Raw genomic sequence first — 21,606 nt, forward strand, 5'->3', positions numbered from 1 at the left:
CGAACCCCTGGCCCTTGAGGAAGGTGTTGAATGCTTCCGCATCGCGGGCGGCATTGGGCAAGGTTCCGGCGAGCACGTAGTTGCTCATGCCGACGACGAGCGCCAGCCGCTTGCCGTTTTCCTCGGCAAAGGCGTTTCCCATGGTGAAAAGGACCATGAGCGCCGAAAGCAGCCAGGTTGTCAGATCTGCACGCCACCTCATGACCGACCCTCCGAGCCATCGAGACGGAAACGGATTGCCATGACGGGATATTCCTGGATGCACCCCCATCGCGCATCTATATATTAGATAATTGTTATGTTCAGGGCAATGTCGGATCGGCTGGCGTGGCGCAGCCTTTTCAGGAATTTCGGCTGCAATTTAAAGCCACCGACACGTTTTGTGAGAAGTGAAGCGCGATGTGTAGCAATGTTACAGAAAATGATGCGCTGCAGCATAAATCTTCGCCGGGTGCATTTTCAGCCTGAAGCATATACTGTAAATCGTCATTAAAGACTGTTTCTGGGTGGAGAGCAGGCATGACGAAATGGGTTTATACCTTCGGTGGGGGCAAGGCCGAGGGACGTGCGGGTGATCGTGAACGCTTGGGTGGCAAGGGTGCCAACCTTGCCGAAATGTGCAATCTCGGGCTGCCGGTTCCGCCGGGCCTGACGATCATCACCGATGCCTGCAACAGCTTCTTCGACAATGAAAGGCAGATGCCGGATGGCTTGCGCGACCAGGTGCGCGAGGGGATCAGCCGGATGGAAGAGGTGACCGGCCGCGTCTTCGGCGACACCGCCCGGCCGCTGCTGCTTTCGGTTCGCTCGGGCGCACGCGCGTCCATGCCCGGCATGATGGACACGGTTCTCAACCTCGGTCTCAACGATCAGTCGGTGCATGCGCTCGGTCACGACGCAGGCGACGCGCGCTTTGCCTGGGACAGCTATCGCCGCTTCATCCAGATGTATGGCGACGTCGTCATGGGCGTCGACCACGACGTTTTCGAGGAAATCCTCGAGGACGAGAAGGCGCGCCTCGGGCATGAGCAGGATACCGAGCTTTCCGCTGTCGAGTGGCAGAGCGTCATCGCCCGCTACAAGGAAGCTATCGAGGAAGCGCTCGGCGAACCCTTTCCGCAGGACCCGGAGGTTCAGCTCTGGGGCGCGATCGGCGCCGTGTTTTCGAGCTGGATGAACCCGCGGGCGATCACCTATCGCCACCTGCACGCCATCCCCGCCGCCTGGGGCACCGCCGTCAACGTCCAGGCGATGGTCTTCGGCAATCTCGGCAATTCCTCGGCGACCGGCGTTGCCTTCACCCGCAACCCGTCGACCGGCGAGAACGAGCTTTACGGCGAGTTTCTGGTCAACGCGCAGGGCGAGGACGTCGTTGCCGGCATTCGCACGCCGCAGAATATCACTGAAGCCGCGCGCATCGGTTCCGGTTCCGACAAGCCGTCGCTGGAAAAGCTGATGCCGGAGGCCTTCGCCGAGTTTCGTTCGATCTGCGATACGCTGGAGCGCCACTATCGCGATATGCAGGATCTCGAATTCACCATCGAGCGCGGCACGCTCTGGATGCTGCAGACGCGCTCCGGCAAGCGCACCGCCAAGGCGGCGCTGAAGGTTGCGGTCGACATGGCGGAGGAGGGGCTGATCTCCGAACAGGAGGCCGTCGCCCGCATCGATCCCGCCTCGCTCGACCAGCTGCTCCACCCGACCATCGATCCGCACGCACGCCGCGACATCATCGGCTCGGGCCTTCCGGCCTCGCCGGGGGCTGCGACCGGCGAGATCGTCTTTACCTCGGAGGAGGCGGTGCAGGCCGACAAGGAAGGCCGCAAGGTCATCCTCGTCCGCGTCGAGACCAGCCCTGAAGACATCCACGGCATGCATGCCGCCGAAGGCATTCTGACGACCCGTGGCGGCATGACCAGCCACGCCGCCGTCGTTGCCCGCGGCATGGGCACCCCTTGCGTTTCGGGCGCCGGCAGCATTCGTGTCGACCTTCGCAACGAAACGCTGACCGCCGGCGGCGTAACGCTCAGGAAGGGCGACATCATCACCATCGACGGCTCGTCCGGCCAGGTGTTGAAGGGCGCGATCGCCATGTTGCAGCCGGAACTTTCCGGCGACTTCGGCAAGATCATGGCCTGGGCGGACGCGACGCGCCGCATGACGGTGAGAACCAATGCCGAAACGCCGGCGGATGCGCGCGCCGCACGCTCCTTCGGTGCCGAAGGCATCGGCCTCTGCCGCACGGAGCACATGTTCTTCGAGGACGACCGCATCAACGTCATGCGCGAGATGATCCTCGCCGACGACGAAGACGGTCGCCGTTCGGCGCTCGCCAAGCTCCTGCCGATGCAGCGCTCGGATTTCGCCGAACTGTTCTCGATCATGCACGGCCTGCCGGTGACGATCCGCCTGCTCGACCCGCCGCTGCACGAATTCCTGCCGAAGACGGACGAGGAGATTGCCGACGTGGCCGGCGCGCTCTCGCTCGATGCGTCGGAACTGCGCCAGCGTGTCGACGAACTGCACGAGTTTAATCCGATGCTCGGCCATCGCGGCTGCCGGTTGGCGATTTCCTATCCGGAGATCGCCGAGATGCAGGCGCGCGCCATCTTCGAAGCGGCCGTCGAAGCGGCGCACGAGACCGGAGCGGCCGTCGTTCCCGAAATCATGGTGCCGCTCGTCGGCCTCAAGGCCGAGCTCGATTACGTCAAGGCGCGCATCGATGCGGTCGCCAAGGAGGTGATCGGCGAAGCCGGCATCGGTATCGACTATCTGGTCGGAACGATGATCGAATTGCCGCGCGCAGCCCTGCGCGCCGGTGTGATTGCCGAAGCCGCCGATTTCTTCTCCTTCGGCACCAACGACCTGACGCAGACGACCTTCGGCATCTCGCGCGACGACGCCTCGCAGTTCTTGGCGACCTACCAGCAGAAGGGCATCATCGAGCAGGACCCCTTCGTCTCGCTCGATTTCGATGGCGTCGGGGAACTGATCCAGATCGCCGCCGAGCGTGGTCGTCGCACCAAGAACGGCCTGAAGCTCGGCATCTGCGGCGAACACGGCGGCGATCCGGCCTCGATCCGCTTCTGCGAAGACGCCGGCCTCGACTATGTCTCCTGTTCACCCTTCCGCGTGCCGATCGCCCGGCTCGCAGCAGCCCAGGCCGCAATCAACGGCAAGGGGTAACAAGCCAAGAGCCAGCGCCGCCCAGGCGGCGTTGGCTCGGCCGTGATCGCCTCATTTGGCCTGGACGATCACCGGTCGCGAGACGATGACGGGGCGGTCCCAGCCCCACATCATCATGTCGTTCTGATAGCGGAAGGCGCGCGATTCAGCGCGGCGGTCGAGCTCGATCCGCTGCAGGCAGGTGGCAAACGCATCGGTGCCGCGGCGGAAGCCGTAGGATGCGCAGGTGTTGCCGTCGGCGATGCGCCTTTCCTCCGGAGTCATCGTCTGGCACGCCGTTAAGAGAAGCGCAGCTGCGATAAGGATGGACAATCGGGTCATCATGGTTCTCGCGCCTCCTGGGCACAACCGGGTCGTGTGAAGCCGTAGCGGTGTGCGTCTCGCTGTGAGCAATCGAGCGGCACAGCACCAAAGCCTCGAATCACAATCAATATAGGGACTTGTATCGAGAATCGAAACGAGTGGCGGCGATTCTGTGTCGAGTTCGCGGTTGTGCGCGAAGCGGCGTCACCGACTGGTTGTTGCCGTGTCGGAGGCCCATCGGACGAGTGTGGGAAAAGATCTCTGCGAGGCGGCCTGGTCGTGCTTGCGCAGCCTGTGAAAAGCCTTCCCGGCAGCTCGCGAACGCGCCGGGCTCAAGTCGGACGATCCATTTTTCCCTGTGCGGGCAGCCGCGTTACATGCGTTCGAGCACGCCGACAAAGGACTCTGCAAAGCGCTCGAGGTCGCGCGTGCTGTCGCTCGGATGTTCGATGCGGACGGCCCGGCCCTGTTCGTCGAGGCAGGCAAACAGGATCGAAGCATCGCCTCCCACGTCAGCCATACGGAGCACGGCGATGCTCCGGCAGTCTTCGATCAGATCGCAGGCGGGTAGGGCAAAGAGAAACTCGCCGCCGGCGTTGTCTGCGACCGTGCGGACGAAGCTGGTGAAATCGGCATTGTTGCCGGAAAAACCATCGAGGGAGAGTTCGAGCTCAAGGAGCCCCATGGGGATGCCGCCGTCTCCGGCCGGAAGGGCAGAGGGGGTGGCGATGGCCACGGCTGCTTGCGATGCGCCCATTGTCGGTTCTCCGTCGATTGCCGAGCGCCCCCGCTTGTTGCCGCGCGCCGGCCATTGCCTCCGATTGAACGCCGCGTGCCCTTCGAATCCCGGGCTCGCGGGCACATTCCCATGTGTTGATAGGTGGTTAACGAGAATGGCGATTTTGCGGCGAAGCATAAGGGAGGCCCGGCGCGCGGTGTCGAGCTGCCGCATTGCCTGTTTCCTCGGCACGGGGCATGGTCTAAGAATGCGGTCTGTTTCGCGGCAGGGAATTGATTCAACTACATGATGGTCCGGTATGAGCGCCCCTATTCCTTTGCCGCCCATTGGGCGCGCCGCTTCGCCCGTGTCTCCTTCCTGCTCTTTGTGCTGTCGCTGCTGGCGCATCGCTTCGGACCGCTGACGACGCCGCATTTCCTCGCCCTTATCGGTCTGGCCGGCATCTTTGCCCTGTTGGGCGTGCTGTTCGCCGTCGTCGGGCTGGCGCGCCTGTGGCAGGTTGCGGCGATCGGTGGTCTGGCGTCTGCTGCAGCCCTTGTTTATGCCGCGCCGGCGCTTGGCTTCATCGGCTATGGCGTCGTCCAGTATCTGACCCGCCCGGAGATCTACGACGTCAGCACGGATACCGTGACGCCGCCGCCGTGGCTCAAGGTGCCGCAAGCCGAGGAGAGCTGGCTGAAGCGCAAGGCGGCGGTAACGCCTCAGGACCGCGAAGCGCAGATCCTCGCCTATCCGGCTCTGACCGGCCGGCGCTATGACGGCGCGCTCGACCGCGTCTATCAGGGGGTGCGCAATGTCATCGAACAGAACCGCGTCGGCATCACCGAGGAGCTTGGGGTCGAGAATGCCCGCGCCGATCTGGAGGATCTCGCAGTGCGGCCGAATGCGGGCGCGGACACGAACGCCGAGCCGGAAAACGTACCCGTTCCGGCGGCGCGTCCGGAGATGGCTCTCGAAGGCGCGATTGCCGGCCGCCGCGCCAGCGATGTCGTGCTGCAGGGCGAATGGCGCACGCTGATTGCCGGCTTCCGCTTCGATGTGTTGATCCGGCTGCGTGAAGAGGCGGAGACCACCTTCGTCGACCTGCGGGTCGCCTCGCGCTACGGGCCTCATGATCTCGGCATGGGCGCCGCCTTCGCCGACCAATTCCTGCGCGGGCTCGATGCCGAGCTGCTGGGCATTGCCGGAGACTGAGCGGCCGAAAGCCCGCCAGAAAACATCATTCGTTTGCGAGCGCTTCGTCCTACAGGTCGTCCGTCGGCTCGCCCGCTGGTCGTAGCCAGCCGCGATAATGCACGATCAGACCGGTTAACGGGCTTTCGACCTCCACGTGGAAATGAAACAGGCCGTCGCGATCTTCCTCGAAAGTCCGGCCACCGGGTGCAAACAGCAGAGGGAGTGGAAGGCCGAGGAAGGACCAGGCGCGCACCGAAAGGTGCAGGCGGTTTCCCCTGGGCTCCAGCGCGCAGAGGACGCGGAACGGTCCGAAATCTTCCGCGAGCAGTTCCTCGTTCCGCCGTTTGGCCCCTTGTTGCGAACTGCGCAGGACTTTCCCGCCAAAGCGGCGGGTCCAGACTTCTCGACCATTGCCGCATGCGAAGTGGATTTCGACCGGAACGTCCGCGCCGGCGCGGGGAAAGCCGAGGATTGAGGCGACAAGTCGCGCTCCTATCGAGCCACCGCGCTCGATGACCGCGCGCCCGCGAAAGGTGGCATGCCCTTCTGGCCGGTCATGCAGGGCGCGGATCGATGCGGGCACGTCGTCCCACCGCCGGCCGAGGATCTGGCGGTAGAGGCTTTGCTCTTGGGCCACGTCCTCCGTCGTCATGCGATGAAGCGTCCGCGCTCCTCGGGCGTCGGCACCATGCAGCTCTGGCGGCGGCCGGCGATGCGGTAGCGGTTTCTCGCCACGAGATCATAGAGCGGATCGCGAAGGGCAGCGGGCAGGATCCGGAAAATGTTGGCGAGCGACCACGGCAGGCCCAGCCGCGCAAGCGTGCGGATCGACCCGTCGGACTTGAAGCGGGCGACGCCGTCCTCGATCAGCATGTTGCTCTCGAAACGGACGGTATCGAGCCCGTAGTGCCGGTAGAGCGCCTGGCCAAGCGGCGACTGGGCGGTGAGGTAGCGATATTGCGCCTGCCGGTCATGGCGAAGCAGGAAGCGCACCCAGCCGGAACAGAAGATGCATTCGCCGTCGAAGACGATTACCGGCTTGTCGTCGGCAAAGGCGGGCACGGAAGCATCGTTGCGATAGCTGTAGGCCTCGCGCCGCATGATCAGCCGGCTCCGCCGGGCGCCAGCCTATAGGCGCCGAGAAGCGAGGGCGGGCCATCGGTCTCGATCCGTCCCTGCTCGATCAGGTCTTCGAGATGGGCGAGCACCGAAAGTGCAGCCGCCCCATGCAGCCGCACGTCGGTGGAAGCATAGATGACCTTGACCATGTCGGGGATATGGCTGTCGCCGGCGCGGATGCGTTCGAGCACGGCGCGCTCGCGCATCTTGCGGTGGGCGCGCAGGCCCCGCAGGAAAGAGGCAGGCTCGCTTACCGGCCCGCCGTGGCCGGGCAGGTAGAGACGTTCGTCGCGGGAAAGCAGCTTTTCGAGCGAGGCCATGTAATCCGCCATGGCCCCATCCGGCGGCGCGACGATCGTCGTCGCCCAGGCCATGACATGGTCGGCGGAAAAGAGAATACCGGTGCCATCGAGCGCGAAGGCCATGTGGTTGGCCGTATGGCCGGGCGTGGCAAGCCCCGTCAGGCTCCAGCCGTCACCCTCGATACGCCCGCCGTCGGCAAGTACGAGATCGGGGACGAATTCCATGTCCGAACTCTCGGCGAAGGGATTGCTCTCGCCCGCATGCAAGGGACGGGCGGAGCGGTGTGGGCCTTCGCCGACGATCACCGCACCTGTGGCAGCCTTCAGCCGACGCGCCAGCGGCGAGTGGTCGCGATGCGTGTGGCTGACGGCGATATGGGTAACCTCGCGGCCGGCGAGCGCCGTCATCAGCGCCTGGAAATGTGCCTCGTCATCGGGACCGGGATCGATGACGGCAACGGAGCGCTTGCCGACGATGTAGCTGTTGGTTCCGTGAAAGGTGAAGGGACCGGGATTGTTGACGGTGATGCGCTGCACGTCGTCGGCGACCGTCACGGCCTCGCCATGGGCCGGCTTGAAATCGAGATCGAAATCCGGGCCCCGCATGCGTCTCTTCCTGGATTTCACTTGTATTCGATCTCGATGAACGACATCGGCTCGGCTCCGGCATTGACGACATTGTGCGCCACGCCCGCCTCACGGCGGTAGGCGGCCCCCTTGGCGATGTCGACCCGCCGGCTGCCGGCCTCTTCCTCGAGCAGGAACTGGCAGTCGGTCATCGGCACCACCACATAGCCGAGCCCATGCACATGGTGGCCGGTGTCAGCCCCAGGCTCGAAATCCCAACGGGTGACCCTGACGACCGCGTCGTCGACGAGAACGGTTGGAACGGCAGGGGGGCGGGCGCGAAACTGGCTCATGAAACTCTCCATCTGCCGGGACAATAGGAGGTGCGGCCAGCGAAGGAAAGGGTACATCCGGTACCCGCCGTGAGGACCGTTCTGCGTCGTCGCCAACAAATCCGCCGAAAATTCAACTTAGTGCCAACTTAGTGATTGTGACGGGCGGCGAGCTTTGATAATCAGGCGCTCGATTTGGCGGACGTATCGTCCTGCCAATCCGTTGGGGCGTCGCCAAGCGGTAAGGCACCGGTTTTTGGTACCGGCATTCCCAGGTTCGAATCCTGGCGCCCCAGCCACATTTTCCAGGCAGCTGATCCATTGGGCGAGCGCGCGCGCCGGATATGCATGCACTCTTGTCAAGTCACCCTGCAACTGACACGCTAGTTTCGTTGATTCCAACATGTGTGAGGGAGAAGATGGCTCACAAATTCGAAATCTACAAAGACAAGGCTGGCGAGTTCCGCGTTCGCTTCAAGTACAACAGCGAAATCATGTTCTCGACCGAGGGCTACAAGACCAAGGCCAGCGCGCAGAACGCCATCGACTCGATCAAGAAGAACGGTCCCGACGCACCCGTCGAGGACAACAGCAACGGCTGAGTTCGACGCAATCCCCTAGAAAAACCCCGCCGATTTTCACCGGCGGGTTTTTTGTTTGTTGCGTTAGCCTGCGGTTGCCGCCGGCTTGGTCTGGGCCGGTGCGCCGAGGAACTCTTCGCACCAGCTCGGGCCTTCGGCGCGCTTGCGGTCGCCGGCAATGTGGATCGAGCGGATGACGTAGTCGGACGAGACGGTCAGCTGCACGGCGCAGCTCAGATATTCGGTGCGCGCCGAGGAAATGCGCTTGCCGCGCTTGCCGTCCTTGGTGGTTTCGTACTGTGCCGGGATCTTGCGGGTCTTGTAGCCGCCCTTCCAGCTATAGACCGTGGAGCTGCCGCTTTCGACGTCGGAGATCGGCGGACCGTATTGGGCGAAGAAGCCGCCGGCCGGCTGGCCGAGCCAACGGGCTTCGACCGCGTTCCTGGAAATCCCCGTTCCGGTCGTCGTGCAGCCGGCGAGCACGAGCGCGAGGCCCGCCACCGTCATCATGCGGAAGTTCATGTTTCTGCCCCTTTGGCTCTCGTTCTGAAATAGGCATGGCGCGCAAACCCGTGTCCCCTGGTTTTCCGCGCTTTCCGTTGAGCCTCTAGCGCCAAAAGAGACGAAAGGAAATGCACGCAACGGCTCCTGTTCCAGGAAATTATGAAGCGTTGCAGAAAGTCCCTATCACGCGGGCTGCCGGGCGCTGTCGGCGCAGACAAGGGCCATTCTCCGCCTGCGTTTTCCACCGTCACAAATTTTTTGAGAAAGGCGCGATGTTTTTCGAGATAGGCGCTTGTGAAATCAAAATGCCTGTTCTATAGAGGCGCCGCTGGTCACGGAGTGTAGCGCAGTCTGGTAGCGCACCACGTTCGGGACGTGGGGGTCGCAAGTTCGAATCTTGCCACTCCGACCAGCCAAATCAATTGCTTAGTCGAGCTTTCCCGAAATATACGCCAGTGCGCGGATCGACAGTAGGCCGCTTCAATCATCACCGTTGGGAACGTATTCGCCGCCTGTGCCGCGTCTTTCTGTGGTTTCGGACGCAAGGGCAGATTGCGTCCTTTTTTGATCGGCAAGCGCCGGCTGGCCAACCAAAACGGCCTTGCACGGTTTGCGTCAGTCAGTTGAAAAGGCTTGAAACGCTTTGCTCGCGGGCGGTGCGGGCGAGGGCCTCGCCCAGCAGCGGCGCAACGGTGATCCGGCGGATATTGGCGGTCTGACGCTGCGCATCGGTGTCCTGAATGGAATCAGTCAGCACCAGTTCCTTGAGGTTGCTCGCACCAATGCGCTCGCAGGCGCCCCTGGAGAGCACGCCATGGGTGATGTATGCCGAGACCTCTCGTGCACCCGCCTCCAGCAATGCGTCAGCCGCATTGATCAAGGTCCCGCCACTATCGATGATGTCGTCGATCAAAAGGCAGGTCTTCCCGGAGACGTCACCAATGATGTTCATGACTTCCGACACGCCGGCGCGGGGGCGCCTCTTGTCGACGATCGCAAGATCGGTGCCAATGCGCTTGGCGATGCCGCGCGCCCGTGCCACGCCGCCCACATCTGGCGAAACGACCATGAGATTTCCGACGTCGTAGCGCTCCTTGATATCGCGCGTCATCACCGGCGCCGAATAAAGGTTGTCGGTCGGTATATCGAAAAAGCCCTGAATCTGATCCGTGTGCAGATCCAGCGTCATAACCCGGTTGACACCCGCACCGGCGATCATGTTGGCGACCAGCTTGGCTGAAATCGGCGTGCGGCCAGTGGCCCGGCGGTCCTGGCGGGCATAGCCGAAGTAGGGGATGACGGCGGTGATCCGGCGCGCAGACGAACGGCGCAGCGTATCGGTCAGGATCAGGAGTTCCATGAGGTTGGCGTCGGCGGGCGTGCTCGTCGACTGGAGGATATAGACGTCCTCGCCGCGCACGTTCTCGTGGAGCTGAACGTTGACTTCCTGGTCGGCGAAGCGCTCGACCGTACAGTCCGTGAGGGGAAGATTGAGGTATCTGGCAATGGCTTCGGCAAGGGCGCGGTTGGAGTTACCGGTCACCAGCTTCATGAGCGCAATCCTGTTTCAGGGAGCCTTCGAGCCAGCTTTAGAGCCTCGCTGACGGATTCACAACCAATGCGGCACATTTTTGTGACGCACCCGGTTTGGGTTGACGGTGATGGCTATTTCCGTTGCTGCAGTCCGGTGCCGTTCGTCGCCCCTTCCAAGCCGTTGGTCGAATAGAGGTGTATTTGCAGCCGGGTCGCTCTGTTGGTCCAGCGGCGAAGTCTCTAGCCTTCCGCCATTCGATGCTGACGACGAGGAACGGACATGTCGATCAAACACCTATCCATTGCGGCGGTTCTGCTGGTGGCCGGCCATTCGGTGGCGGCGGCGCAGAGCTGCGAGAAGAATTTCAAGGCAAACGGCGTGCCGCTGGTGACGCCGGTCTTCTACAAGACCTGGCAGGAGTTCCCGAAGCTGAAGCCCGAGACCGCCCTTCAGCGCATGGCGCGTGGCGTCGCGGCGGAAGGCTTTTCCGGGATCGAGATCAACAAGGCACTCGGCACCATCGAGGCCTATCAGGATACGGCCGGTTCCGGACGCCTGCAGACATTGCGGGTCGTCGCCCGCAAACGCGGTTCAGGCACGCGGGTTGATGCGATGTTTGATATTCAGGTGGGACAGGTGGCCACCAAGCAGGTGGTGCAGGAGGGGCTCTGCAACATCATTCGGTCCGCAACCGAATAGGGACACCCTGCGCACGCCTCCTGGCGTGCGCTGATAAACGAGTTTGCGTGCCGTCAATCGGCCCTGGAGCGCTCGGTAGGCCGGTCAGCCCTGCTTTTCGAGCGCCTTCAGCGCAGTTTGGGCAACGGCCTGCGCCTGCAGCATCGAGGTGAAATTGCCCTGTGCGGGGTAGGTGACGCCGCGATGCTTGATGACGAAGCACCATTTGCCGTTCTGGCGCTTTTCCACCGTCACGCTCGTTTCCGGCTGGTTCGTCATCGTCGTCTCCCTCAAGATCCCGTGCTTTCGCTGTCTTGATCTGCCTGATATCCCCAGGACGTGGTCGCTGTCCATATGCGTCGCGTTTATGTCGGTTTCTTCGGTTTCATCGACACAAAGTTGCGGCAGGTGGCGTTTTTTGTTCGAAGCGTGTTGAAGCCGCCCGCGGGCGGACCTAGACAGCGGCCATCACGTAAGGAGTAAGATTTTGAAGGCCGTCGCATCGTTTTCCCAGTTTGTCGGACGCACATTCGCGCTCTGGGTCATTGTTTTCGCCATTCTCGGGTTCGTCTTCCCGGATATTTTCAAGCAGGTCACGCCCTATATCGTCACCCTGCTCGGCATCATCATGTTCGGCATGGGCCTGACGATCTCGCTCGACGACTTCAAGGAAGTCGCCAAGCGTCCGTTTGAGGTCGGTATCGGCGTGGTCTCGCAGTTCCTCATCATGCCGTTGCTCGCGGTTCTGCTGACGGCCGTCATCCCGATGTCGCCGGAGGTGGCCGCCGGCGTGATCCTCGTCGGTTGCTGCCCGGGCGGCACCTCGAGCAATGTCATGACCTATCTCTCGAAGGGCGATGTCGCACTTTCGGTCGCCTGCACCAGCGTCACCACGCTGCTTGCGCCGATCGTCACGCCGTTCCTCGTCTGGACATTTGCGAGCCAGTATCTGCCTGTCGATGCGACCGCGATGTTCATGAGCATCGTCAAGGTGGTGTTGCTGCCGCTGGCGCTGGGCTTTTTCCTGCAGAAGCTGTTGCCGGGTCTAGTCAAGGCAGCGGTGCCTGCGCTGCCGCTCGTCAGCGTCGCCGGCATCGTCTTGATCGTTGCGGCCGTCGTCGGCGCCAGCAAGGGCGCGATCGCCAGCTCCGGGCTGCTGATCTTCGCCGTTGTCGTCCTGCACAATGGCCTCGGCTATCTCCTGGGCTTCTTCGCCGCCAAGGCGGCTGGGCTGTCACTTGCCAAGCGCAAGGCGATCGCCATTGAGGTTGGCATGCAGAACAGTGGCCTCGGCGCGGCCCTCGCCAATACCTATTTTTCGCCGGTGGCAGCGGTACCGAGCGCGATTTTCAGCGTATGGCACAACATTTCCGGTGCGCTCCTTGCCAATTATTTCGCAAGCCGCACGGAAGACGAAACGGCCGAGCCGGTGGTCAGCACCCGCTGACTGGGCGTTGGAGACGTGACAGCAGGAGAGGGCCCGCAGCGGCCCTTTCTTGTTTGGCCTACCGCACGTGACGGTCAGGCGGACTGTCCCACGACGTTCGAAAACGGTGAAACAGCCCTGTCGATCCTCATGATCGATGCGCCAAATTACGAATGCGAAACCGGATTGGAAGGCTCGGTTGTGGCGACCTCGTGCCAAGGTGAAGCATTCGTCAGTCCTGTCCCGGAATGGGGCAGTCTCGTGCATGCGGACAAGCTTCGAAGACGGCGGCCGAACGCTTGCGCCCGACAGCGTAACGTCGTCGGTGAAAGCGCTATCGTTCACATGGAAACACGGCGTTCATCAAACGGTGTCTTATCAGTGTGAACAATAGGGGCGATATTTCCATCAACACTTGTCTTTGCCCGAGAGGCCCGGATGTTGAAGGAACCGATTTTCACCTTTCGCGAGATCGCCATTTGGTCCGCCATCCTTGGCAGCGTGGTCGGCTACCAGCTCTGGCAGCATGCGGATCCTGCGCCGCTGACGATCACTCTGCCCGCGATCGAGCAGCAGCTTTGAGACGATGGCGCCGGTAGGTGCTACGCCGCCGGCACGTCATAGAAAGGCGCGCCGGCAGTGATCGCCGACGGATCTCAACCGCCCAAGTAAACAAAAAAGGGGGCCGTTCGGCCCCCTTTTGCTGTGTGTGATGTCGCTCAACCGTCGATGTCGTCGATGATCTCGACGGCGCGGCCGGCGCTCACGCGTCGGACTTCGGCTTCCTCGCGGCGGCCGGCGAAGAGTTCGGTCGCCATCAGCTGGTCGGCAAGGTCGGCCGGCAGCGAGAGGATGACGCGGGCATCTTCCGTGTGGATGCCGCCGAGCGCCGAGCGCTTGGCGGTGATCATGCCGCCGGCCACCGTGTTGTTGGTGTCCGGGTCGATCAGGATAAAGGCGCCGGTGGTGCGGTTCTGCTCATAGCTGTCGAAGATCGCCTGCTCGTCGAAGGCAAGATGCACCTTGCCGATGGCGTTCATCGGCAGCTGGTCGGCCTGGTTCCACTTGCCGGTCTGCAGATCGAGCTGGCTTGCCGGCTGTACCTGGACGCGTTGGCGGCGGCTGCCGCTCTTCAGCCAGTAGCGCTTGCCGGGCTGGATGCCTTCCGCCTGCAGCGCAACGAGCTGCGCGTCGAAGGAGAGGCCCGTCAGCGGCTGGCTGTCGATCGCCACGATCATGTCGCCGCGCGAGACGTCCACCTGGCGGTCGAGCACGAGCGTGATCGCGTCGCCGGCGACCGCTGCGTTGCGCACGAGATCGAAGGTGACGATCTTGGTGACGTTGGCAACCATGCCCGAGGGCAGGATGACAACACTGTCGCCGGGCTTCACCGAGCCGCCGGCAACCGTGCCCTGATAGCCGCGGAAGCTTTCGCCGGGCCGCGAGACGCGCTGCACCGGCAGGCGGAAACCAACGGTCTGGGCCGAACGAGTGGTTGCCAGCTCCAGTACCTCGATCAGCGTCGGGCCGTCATACCAGGGCATCGAGGCGCGGCCGTCGTAGACGACGTTCTCGCCCTTCAGCGCCGAGACCGGGATGGCGATGACCTGGCGCATGCCAAGCGACAGCGCCAGCTCGCGGAACTCGTGGCTGATCTCTTCGAAACGGGCGCGGTCGTAGTCAGTCAGGTCGATCTTGTTGACCGCCAGCACGAACTGCTTGATGCCCATCAGCGTCGCGATCGTCGCATGCCGGCGGGTCTGTTCAAGCAGGCCGACGCGAGCATCGACGAGCAGCACGGCGAGGTCGGCGGTCGAGGCGCCGGTTGCCATGTTGCGGGTGTATTGCTCGTGGCCGGGCGTGTCGGCGACAATGAAGGAGCGCTTGTCGGTCGAGAAATAGCGATAGGCGACGTCGATGGTGATGCCCTGTTCGCGCTCCGCCTGGAGGCCGTCGAGCAGCAGCGCGAAATCGGGGAGGCCGAGGTCGTTCTGCTTGCCTTTGGAATCGCGCTGCAGCGTTGCCGCCTGGTCTTCCTTGACCGCCTTGGTGTCCCAGAGCAGGCGGCCGATCAGCGTCGACTTGCCGTCGTCGACCGAGCCGCAGGTGATGAGCCGAAGCGGGCGGCTGTCACGGGTGGCGCGCGCCGGCTCCTGCGCCGGAAAGGCCAGAACCTCGCCGGCTGCAACGTGGTCGATGGCATTCGCGGTTGCGGTCATCAGAAATATCCTTCGCGCTTCTTCTTTTCCATCGAGCCGGACTGGTCACGGTCGATGGCGCGGCCCTGGCGTTCGGAAACGGTCGCGGTTTCGAGTTCGGAGATGATGTCGTCGAGCGTCGTCGCGTTCGAGCGGATGGCGCCGGTCAGCGGGAAGCAGCCGAGCGTGCGGAAGCGGATCACTTCCTCGCGCTTGGTCTCGCCCGGCAGGAGTTCGAGGCGCGGATCTTCGGCGAGGATCATCATGCCGTCGCGTTCGACAATCGGGCGCTTTTCAGCAAAGTAAAGCGGAACGATCGGAATGTCCTCGGCCTGGATGTAGCGCCAGATATCGACTTCGGTCCAGTTGGACAGCGGGAAGGCGCGCACGCTCTCACCCTTGCGGATCATGCCGTTGTAGACGTTCCACAGTTCCGGGCGCTGGTTGCGCGGATCCCAGCGATGATCCGGCGTGCGGAAGGAGTAGATGCGCTCCTTGGCGCGGCTTGCCTCTTCGTCGCGACGCGCGCCGCCGAAGGCTGCGTCGAACTGGCCGGCGTCGAGCGCCTGGCGCAGCGCCTCGGTCTTCATGATGTCGGTATAGAGCGCCGAGCCGTGGGTGAAGGGCGTAACGTTCTCGGCGGCACCGCGCGGATTGACGTGCTCGATCAGGTCGAGGTCGTAGCGCTCGACGATCTCGTTGCGGAACGCGATCATCTCGGCGAATTTCCAGCCGGTGTTGACGTGCAGCAGCGGGAAGGGCACGCGGCCGGGATAGAAGGCCTTGCGCGCCAGATGCAGCAGCACGGAAGAATCCTTGCCGATCGAATAGAGCATGACCGGGCGTTCGAACTCGGCGGCCACTTCGCGGAAGATGTGGATCGCTTCGTTTTCCAGTGCCTTCAGATGCGGATCGAGCGGCGGCTTGGCGCTCTGCGGGTTATGCAGTTCCGTTTCCGGATGGATATGGGGCATTTCAGTCTCCGGGAGGATTTGTCTTGGGACGAGCGCGCCAGCTTCAGGCGGCGCTGCTCGAATTGGGGATGATGGAGCTTGCGGCGGCTTCCGGAACGTGCAGACCACATTCGCGCTTCTCGTCGTTCTCCCACCACCAGCGGCCGGCGCGCTCGGGCTCGCCGGGCTTGATGGCGCGGGTGCAGGGCTCACAGCCGATCGACGGATAGCCGCGGGCGTGCAGCGGGTTGACCGGAACGGCATGCGTGGCGACGTAGCTGTTGATGGTCTCGATGTCCCAGTCGGCCAGCGGATTGATCTTGATCAGGCCGCGTTCGGCATCTGCCTCGGCAAAGGGCGTGGAGGCGCGGTTGCCCGACTGGCCGCGACGCAGGCCGGTGATCCAGAAGCCTGCCCCTTCGAGTGCGCGCGCAAGCGGCTTCAGCTTGCGCACGTCGCAACAGGCATGTCGTGCTTCGACGCTTTCGTAGAAGCCGTTGAGGCCGTAACGCGCTGCGTAAGCGTCGATGTCGGCCTTTTCCGGATGGTAGCGCTTGATCAGGATGTCGAAGGCTTCTTCCGTCTTGTCGATCAGCGCTGCGGTCTCATTGAAGAGGCGGCCGGTCTGAAGCGTAACGACATCGACGGTGAGCTTGTTCTTGCCGATCGCGGCGGTAATCACCTGGTCCTCGATGCCGAGCGAGGTCGTGAAGACCGCCCGCCCTTCAAGGCTTGCGACGAGCGCCAGCCGCCCGGCGAGATCGAGGCCTTCTAGCCTCTCGTTCAGTGCCTTGGCGGTGGTTTCGAGGGATGACGTGGTCATGGCTGCGTCCTGTTCCAACTTGGGCGGAATATCGCAGCCGAACAGGACAATGGACAGAAATAGCGGTTTCTAATGCTGTTTGTTTGGAGCAAATCTGCCTCTCAGATCGAAAGGCAGCGAAAAACCGAATATAGACTAGTAATTTACTAGATTTAATACTGTACTGCTTGCGGCTGCTGGGTCGTAAAAAAGCAAAAGGCGCGAACCCTGCTGCCCGCGCCTCCCTGGTTGGCAATCGACCGGATCGTCAGAACTCCGCCCAGCCGTCCTCCTGTGGCCGTGCGCTTCCGCGATAGGCGCTTGCGAGCTTGCGGGTCAGGGCCCGTGCGGGCGAGGGGGCTACACTTTCCGTGACAGCACTTGCCACGTGGCGCGGCGCGGCCGAAGCGCCGTTGCCGGTCCTGAAGCGCATCAGGAGGTCGTTGAGCGCGCCGGCCTCGCGGGCAAGACTGTGGCTGGCGGCGGTCGATTGCTCCACCATGGCCGCGTTCTGCTGCGTTCCCTGGTCGATGGCGTTCACCGCCGTGTTGATCTGCTGGATGCCGGCTGCCTGTTCGCGGGCGCTTTCGACGATCGCCGTCACGTGGCTGCTGATCTCCTTGACCTCGACGATGATGCTTTCGAGCGCCGCGCCGGTCTCGCGCACCAGGGTGACGCCGGATTTGACCTGCTGGCCGGATGTGGCGATCAGCACCTTGATCTCCTTGGCGGCCTGGGCCGAGCGCTGAGCGAGCTCACGCACCTCCTGGGCGACGACGGCAAAGCCCTTGCCGGCTTCGCCGGCGCGGGCCGCCTCAACGCCGGCATTGAGCGCGAGCAGGTTTGTCTGGAAGGCGATATCGTCGATGACGCCGATGATGCTGGATATTTCCCGCGACGAGGCCTCGATGCCGCTCATGGCGGTGACGGCATTGCCGACGATCTCGCCGGATTTCTCCGCAGCACCACGGGTGCGGGTCACGAGCGTGCCCGCCTCTTCCGCACGCCGGCTGGCATCGGCGACGGTGGTGGCGATCTGGTCGAGTGCGGCGGCGGTTTCCTCGACCGAGGCAGCCTGCTGTTCCGTGCGCTTGGAGAGGTCGCCCGCCGCCGAACGGATTTCGCTGGCGCCGGCATTGATGCTGCGGGCGTTCTCGCCGACCGAGCGCAGAGCGTCCTCAAGGTTGGTGACGGAACTGTTGAAATTGGTGCGCAGCGCGTCGAGCCGCTCGGCAAGCGGCGTTTCGATCCGGAAGGTGAGGTCGCCTTCGGCAAGGCGATCGAGGCCAAAGCCAAGCGCACTGACCGCCGTCTGAACCTCCGCGGCCTCTTTCGCCTTCTGCGCTTCGCGCTGCTCGCGCTCGCGCTCCGACAGCGAACGGCCGGCCTCCGCCTCCTGCTCCAGCCGCTGGCGTTCCAACGCATTGTCGCGGAAGACGGCGACCGCGCCGGCCATCTGGCCGATCTCGTCGCGGCGCCCTTCGCCAAAGATCAGTGTCTTGAGATTGCCGGCGGCCAGCTGGCGCATGGCTTCGCGCAGCTTGGTCAGTGGGCGTAGCAGGCCGGCAATGACGAACCAGACGGTCGCGCCGAGCATGAGCAGGGCGAAACCGGCAATCACGCTTTGCCAGAGTGTGAGGTTGTTCTTCTCGGCCTTCGCCGCTTCGAGCTCGGCGTTGGCCTCGGAAAGCTGCAGCTTGATCAGGTCGCTGATCGGCGCAGCCAGAGGATCGACGGAGGAGTACAGTTTGGTATCGACGAAGCGTTCGAGTTCGGCCTTGTCCTGACGCTGCATGATCTGCATGAGATCGCGGATCGACGCATCGCTTGCGATGCGCGCCTTGTCGAAAATCTCGGTCAGCTTCTTCTCCTCGGGCGTCAGCCGCGTGGCCTCATAGGTGCGCCAGCGCGTGTCGATGGTTAAGAGCGCCAGGTCGATCGCCTTTGCTCCGGCCGCCCAGTCCAGGGCGCCGCTGCGAACCTTGTGGGTGGTGTCGACGATTTCGACCGCATACATGTCGGACACCGTTTTCAGATGATCGACCGGCAGCAACCGGTCGGCGACAATTGATTCGGTGCGCTTGGAGATGGAAGTCATCGCACTGAAGGCCGTGACGATCATGACCAGCATGGCGACGGCGAGCAGGGACAGACACACGAGCAGGCGTGCTTTGATTGTCATGAATAACGCTCCGCGGTTGCCCGCAAGGCAAATCATCCTCGGCCGATGCCGCGGGGATGGCCGCAAAGACATCGGTAAGCGAGCTCGCCTTGGCAGGGGAGTGATGTCGATGATGGGATGGAGCACGCGGTATTGCGCGGCGAAACTGCCGTCATGGCACGTTCGCCCAGCGTTCACTCCGTCTCATATAGACATAACAACCGGAGATTAAGAATGGCTAAATTTTAAGCTGTTCATGAATTCACCATGCAACTTTCGGTCACGGTGTTTATTGCCGCGCTGGACAAGGTCGGCGCCCTTCTCTTCAAGAAGTGTTGAACGCTCAGCGCTTCCGTCAACGGCTGTTCAGGTCCAAGCTTGCGGCTTCCCGAGGCAAACGAAGGAGCAGGTCGATGCTGCATGCCATTTCACGCAGAGGTTTAGCTGGCGTTGTGATCGCCGCCGTGCTGGCCACCGGCGCTTATGCCCATCACGGCTGGTCCTGGGCCGAGGCCGACCAGATCGAGCTCAAGGGCACGATCCGCGAAATCTCCATGGCACCGCCGCATCCGACGCTTCAGGTCGAATCGACCACGGACGGGGCCTGGCACGTCGAACTCGGCAATCCCCGCCAGGCGGAACGTTCAGGCTTTATCGAGGGTTCGGCCAAAACTGGCGACGAGGTCGTTGTTCTCGGCAATCGCTCGCTCGACCCAAGCGAAAAGCGCATGAAGGCCGTGCGGATCACGGTCGCGGGCAAGACCTATGACATCTATCCGGAACGCATCCGGGCTGGAGGATGAGTCCGGCCGAGCTTGCCGAATGGATCTCCGGCTGGCCAGTTGGGGCAGCACTCAGGCGCTCGGCGCTGCTCTATCTCGTGGTCAATGCGGCCCACATCCTGGCGATCGGGCTCTTGATCGGCGCGATCGTGCCGCTCGACCTGCGGCTGCTGGGGCTCCTCGGACATGCGCCCGTCGACGTGCTCGGCCCGTTCCTTACGCGCGCCGCTGCCATCGGCCTCCTGCTGGGTGTCGCCACCGGGTTCTGCCTCTTCAGCGTCAGGCCCGCGGCCTATCTCGCCAATCCGGCATTTCTGGCGAAGCTCGTTTTGCTGGCGCTTGGCGTCCTCAATGCGCTGTCGCTGCGCCTGGGTACGGCCTGGCGGACCGCCTTGGCGGGTGGCATGATAGCCCCCCGTCTGCGGCTGCAGGCGCTCGTTTCGCTGGCCCTCTGGCTCGCCGCAGTGCTCGCCGGCCGCTGGATCGGCTTCATCGGATAGCCGCTTACCGGTCGCTGACCTGCCAGCGCGGGTTGATCCAGGGCTCCTGGTTGGAGCGGGCGAGCGGCTGCTTGCCAAGAATATGGTCGGCCGCCTTCTCCCCGGTCATGATCGAGGGGCTGTTCAAGTTGCCATAGGTCACGTGCGGGAAGATCGAGCTGTCGGCGACACGAAGACCATCGACACCGATGACGCGGGTCTCGGGATCGACGACGGCCATCGGATCGTCCTTGGCGCCCATCCGGCAGGTGCCGCAGGGATGGTAGGCGCTTTCCAGATGCTCGCGCAGGAAGGCGTCGATCTCTTCGTCCGACTGTACGTTTTCGCCCGGCTGGATCTCCGGGCCGCGATAGTGGTCGAACGCCTTCTGGCCGAAAATCTCGCGGGTGAGGCGCACGCAATGGCGGAATTTTTCCCAGTCCTCCGGATGGCTCATGTAGTTGAAGCGGATGACTGGATCAGCCATCGGGTCGGACGAGCGCAGCGTGACGTTGCCACGCGACTTTGACAGATTGTAGCCGACATGCGCCTGGAAGCCGTGCGTGTTGGCGGCAGCCTTGCCGTCATAGCTGATCGCCACGGGCAGGAAGTGATACTGTATATCGGGCTGCTTGACGCCAGGCGCGGAGCGCAGAAACGCGCAGGCCTCGAACTGGTTGGAAATGCCGAGGCCTTTCTTGAAGAACAGCCACTGCGCACCGGCAACGCCCTGCCAGAACCAGGGCAGCCAAGAATAGAGCGACACCGGCTTGGTGGACACCTGCTGGAAATAGAACTCCATGTGGTCCTGCAGGTTTGCGCCCACGCCCGGGCGGTCGACCTTCACCTCGATGCCCATGTCTTTCAGGTGCTCAGCCGGGCCGATACCCGAGAGCATCAGCAGTTTCGGCGAGTTGAACGAGGAGGCCGACACGACCACCTCGCGGTTGGCCTTGACGATCTCGATCTTGCCGCCGCGCTCGATTTCGACACCGGTCGCCCGGCCGTTCTCGATGACGATGCGGCGTGCGAAGCAGCGCACCAGAGAGACGTTCTGCCGTTTCATCGCCGGCTTCAGATAGGCGTTTGCCGCCGACCAGCGCCGGCCCTGCCAGACGGTCTGTTCCATCAGCCCGAAGCCTTCCTGCTTCGAGCCGTTGTAATCGTCGGTCACTTCGAAACCGGCCTGCTGTCCCGCCTCGATGAAGGCATGGAACAGCGGGTTGTGCACCGGTCCGCGCTTGACGTGCAGCGGTCCGTCGGTGCCGCGCCAGCCAGCTTCTCCGCCGTGGCTGTTTTCCATACGCTTGAAATAGGGCAGCACATCCGCATAGGCCCAGCCGCGCGCGCCGAGGTCTTCCCAGCGGTTGAAGTCTTCCGCATGGCCGCGCACGTAGACGAGGCCGTTGATCGAGGACGAGCCACCGATCACCTTGCCGCGCGGCGCGGTGATGCGCCGGTTGTTGAGGTTCGGCTCGGGCTCGGAGAGGTAGCCCCAGTTGTAGCGCTTCATGCTCATCGGCCAGGCAAGGGCGGCCGGCATCTGGATGAAGGGCCCCGCATCCGTGCCGCCATATTCCAGCACCAGGACGGTGTTCTTGCCGTCTTCCGAGAGGCGATAGGCGAGCGCCGAGCCGGCGGAGCCGGAGCCGATGATGATGTAATCTGCCTGCATAAGCCTGGTCTTTCTTCTAGCTGGATGCCCCTCGGCACGCCTTCATCCGCGCGGTGAGGGGGCGCCCCTCATCCGCCTGCCGGCACCTTCTCCCCGCAAGCGGGGCGAA

The 21,606-nt window shown here is 63.2% G+C and carries 22 protein-coding genes, 2 tRNA genes and 1 pseudogene; 10 read left to right on the plus strand and 15 right to left on the minus strand.

What is annotated here, in order from left to right; genetic code table 11:
- Positions 1 to 202, minus strand: a pseudogene (locus tag L981_RS13605) (caspase family protein); the annotation flags it as partial.
- A gap of 317 nt (positions 203 to 519) precedes the next feature.
- Here L981_RS13605 and ppdK point away from each other — a divergent pair.
- Positions 520 to 3,186, plus strand: a complete 2,667-nt coding sequence (gene ppdK / locus L981_RS13610) for a pyruvate, phosphate dikinase (RefSeq protein ID WP_043616713.1) — start codon at positions 520 to 522, stop codon at positions 3,184 to 3,186.
- A gap of 51 nt (positions 3,187 to 3,237) precedes the next feature.
- On the opposite strand, the gene L981_RS13615 is transcribed toward ppdK, so the two are convergent.
- Positions 3,238 to 3,510 carry a hypothetical protein gene (locus tag L981_RS13615; protein WP_043616716.1) on the minus strand — a complete coding sequence of 91 codons (273 nt, stop codon included), beginning with the start codon at positions 3,508 to 3,510 and terminating at the stop codon, positions 3,238 to 3,240.
- A 352-nt stretch (positions 3,511 to 3,862) separates the two neighbouring features.
- A complete protein-coding gene (locus L981_RS13620; protein WP_245281627.1) occupies positions 3,863 to 4,441 on the minus strand; it encodes a hypothetical protein in 579 nt (192 codons plus the stop codon).
- Positions 4,442 to 4,513: 72 nt separating this feature from the next.
- Here L981_RS13620 and L981_RS13625 point away from each other — a divergent pair, with 72 nt between their 5' ends.
- Positions 4,514 to 5,422 carry a DUF1499 domain-containing protein gene (locus tag L981_RS13625; RefSeq protein WP_043616723.1) on the plus strand — a complete coding sequence of 303 codons (909 nt, stop codon included), beginning with the start codon at positions 4,514 to 4,516 and terminating at the stop codon, positions 5,420 to 5,422.
- Positions 5,423 to 5,471: 49 nt separating this feature from the next.
- Here L981_RS13625 and L981_RS13630 read toward each other — a convergent pair whose 3' ends face one another.
- Genes L981_RS13630 through L981_RS13645 form a run of 4 tightly spaced genes read right to left on the minus strand, consistent with a single transcriptional unit; the run spans position 5,472 to position 7,745 of the window.
- Positions 5,472 to 6,056 (minus strand): DUF4166 domain-containing protein, encoded by a 585-nt coding sequence (locus L981_RS13630; protein ID WP_043616726.1) that lies wholly within the window; start codon positions 6,054 to 6,056, stop codon positions 5,472 to 5,474.
- On the minus strand, positions 6,053 to 6,505 hold the full coding sequence (locus tag L981_RS13635) for a thiol-disulfide oxidoreductase DCC family protein (RefSeq protein ID WP_043616730.1): 453 nt from the start codon (positions 6,503 to 6,505) through the stop codon (positions 6,053 to 6,055). The genes L981_RS13630 and L981_RS13635 overlap by 4 nt, the downstream gene beginning before the upstream one ends.
- Before the next feature lie 2 nt (positions 6,506 to 6,507).
- The gene (locus L981_RS13640) at positions 6,508 to 7,431 is read right to left on the minus strand and encodes an MBL fold metallo-hydrolase (protein WP_043616733.1); all 924 of its coding nucleotides are present in this window, start codon (positions 7,429 to 7,431) and stop codon (positions 6,508 to 6,510) included.
- 17 nt (positions 7,432 to 7,448) lie between these two features.
- The gene (locus tag L981_RS13645) at positions 7,449 to 7,745 is read right to left on the minus strand and encodes a cupin domain-containing protein (RefSeq protein WP_043616738.1); all 297 of its coding nucleotides are present in this window, start codon (positions 7,743 to 7,745) and stop codon (positions 7,449 to 7,451) included.
- 203 nt (positions 7,746 to 7,948) lie between these two features.
- On the opposite strand from L981_RS13645, the gene L981_RS13650 reads away from it, so the two are divergent.
- Positions 7,949 to 8,023 (plus strand) — tRNA-Gln (locus L981_RS13650).
- A gap of 120 nt (positions 8,024 to 8,143) precedes the next feature.
- Positions 8,144 to 8,326 carry a YegP family protein gene (locus L981_RS13655; RefSeq protein WP_043616741.1) on the plus strand — a complete coding sequence of 61 codons (183 nt, stop codon included), beginning with the start codon at positions 8,144 to 8,146 and terminating at the stop codon, positions 8,324 to 8,326.
- Positions 8,327 to 8,389: 63 nt separating this feature from the next.
- Here L981_RS13655 and L981_RS13660 read toward each other — a convergent pair whose 3' ends face one another.
- Positions 8,390 to 8,827, minus strand: coding sequence for a hypothetical protein (locus tag L981_RS13660; RefSeq protein ID WP_034801335.1), 438 nt, complete (start codon positions 8,825 to 8,827; stop codon positions 8,390 to 8,392).
- Positions 8,828 to 9,144: 317 nt separating this feature from the next.
- Here L981_RS13660 and L981_RS13665 point away from each other — a divergent pair.
- A tRNA-Pro gene (locus tag L981_RS13665) sits at positions 9,145 to 9,221 on the plus strand.
- A gap of 207 nt (positions 9,222 to 9,428) precedes the next feature.
- Here the strand turns inward: L981_RS13665 and L981_RS13670 are convergent.
- Complete coding sequence (locus L981_RS13670) at positions 9,429 to 10,361, minus strand: ribose-phosphate pyrophosphokinase (protein ID WP_043616745.1); 933 nt, start codon at positions 10,359 to 10,361, stop codon at positions 9,429 to 9,431.
- 267 nt (positions 10,362 to 10,628) lie between these two features.
- On the opposite strand from L981_RS13670, the gene L981_RS13675 reads away from it, so the two are divergent.
- On the plus strand, positions 10,629 to 11,042 hold the full coding sequence (locus tag L981_RS13675; RefSeq protein ID WP_043616768.1) for a hypothetical protein: 414 nt from the start codon (positions 10,629 to 10,631) through the stop codon (positions 11,040 to 11,042).
- A gap of 84 nt (positions 11,043 to 11,126) precedes the next feature.
- On the opposite strand, the gene L981_RS35030 is transcribed toward L981_RS13675, so the two are convergent.
- Positions 11,127 to 11,300 carry a hypothetical protein gene (locus L981_RS35030; protein WP_192447550.1) on the minus strand — a complete coding sequence of 58 codons (174 nt, stop codon included), beginning with the start codon at positions 11,298 to 11,300 and terminating at the stop codon, positions 11,127 to 11,129.
- A 208-nt stretch (positions 11,301 to 11,508) separates the two neighbouring features.
- Between L981_RS35030 and L981_RS13680 the strand changes: the two genes are divergently transcribed.
- Complete coding sequence (locus L981_RS13680) at positions 11,509 to 12,468, plus strand: bile acid:sodium symporter family protein (protein ID WP_043616748.1); 960 nt, start codon at positions 11,509 to 11,511, stop codon at positions 12,466 to 12,468.
- 417 nt (positions 12,469 to 12,885) lie between these two features.
- Entirely contained in the window at positions 12,886 to 13,029 is a 144-nt protein-coding gene (locus L981_RS35035) for a hypothetical protein (RefSeq protein ID WP_089045238.1), read from the plus strand.
- A gap of 137 nt (positions 13,030 to 13,166) precedes the next feature.
- Here L981_RS35035 and cysN read toward each other — a convergent pair whose 3' ends face one another.
- The 4 genes from cysN to L981_RS33770 all read right to left on the minus strand — a co-directional run bounded on the left by cysN (position 13,167) and on the right by L981_RS33770 (position 18,582).
- Positions 13,167 to 14,666: a sulfate adenylyltransferase subunit CysN gene (gene cysN / locus L981_RS13685; protein ID WP_043616751.1), complete on the minus strand. Its 1,500-nt coding sequence runs from the start codon at positions 14,664 to 14,666 to the stop codon at positions 13,167 to 13,169.
- Positions 14,666 to 15,619, minus strand: coding sequence for a sulfate adenylyltransferase subunit CysD (gene cysD / locus L981_RS13690; protein WP_043616754.1), 954 nt, complete (start codon positions 15,617 to 15,619; stop codon positions 14,666 to 14,668). The genes cysN and cysD overlap by 1 nt, the downstream gene beginning before the upstream one ends.
- Positions 15,620 to 15,662: 43 nt before the next feature.
- Complete coding sequence (locus tag L981_RS13695; protein WP_043616757.1) at positions 15,663 to 16,421, minus strand: phosphoadenylyl-sulfate reductase; 759 nt, start codon at positions 16,419 to 16,421, stop codon at positions 15,663 to 15,665.
- A gap of 247 nt (positions 16,422 to 16,668) precedes the next feature.
- Positions 16,669 to 18,582, minus strand: coding sequence for a methyl-accepting chemotaxis protein (locus L981_RS33770; RefSeq protein WP_082006015.1), 1,914 nt, complete (start codon positions 18,580 to 18,582; stop codon positions 16,669 to 16,671).
- Positions 18,583 to 18,974: 392 nt separating this feature from the next.
- Between L981_RS33770 and L981_RS13705 the strand changes: the two genes are divergently transcribed.
- Positions 18,975 to 19,364 (plus strand): DUF6152 family protein, encoded by a 390-nt coding sequence (locus L981_RS13705; RefSeq protein ID WP_043616759.1) that lies wholly within the window; start codon positions 18,975 to 18,977, stop codon positions 19,362 to 19,364.
- Complete coding sequence (locus L981_RS13710) at positions 19,361 to 19,843, plus strand: hypothetical protein (RefSeq protein ID WP_043616762.1); 483 nt, start codon at positions 19,361 to 19,363, stop codon at positions 19,841 to 19,843. The genes L981_RS13705 and L981_RS13710 overlap by 4 nt, the downstream gene beginning before the upstream one ends.
- Before the next feature lie 4 nt (positions 19,844 to 19,847).
- Here L981_RS13710 and betA read toward each other — a convergent pair whose 3' ends face one another.
- The gene (gene betA / locus L981_RS13715; protein ID WP_043616766.1) at positions 19,848 to 21,497 is read right to left on the minus strand and encodes a choline dehydrogenase; all 1,650 of its coding nucleotides are present in this window, start codon (positions 21,495 to 21,497) and stop codon (positions 19,848 to 19,850) included.
- Positions 21,498 to 21,606: the final 109 nt, after the last annotated feature.

The organism is Ensifer sp. ZNC0028 (assembly GCF_000799055.1).
Taxonomy (GTDB): domain Bacteria; phylum Pseudomonadota; class Alphaproteobacteria; order Rhizobiales; family Rhizobiaceae; genus Ensifer.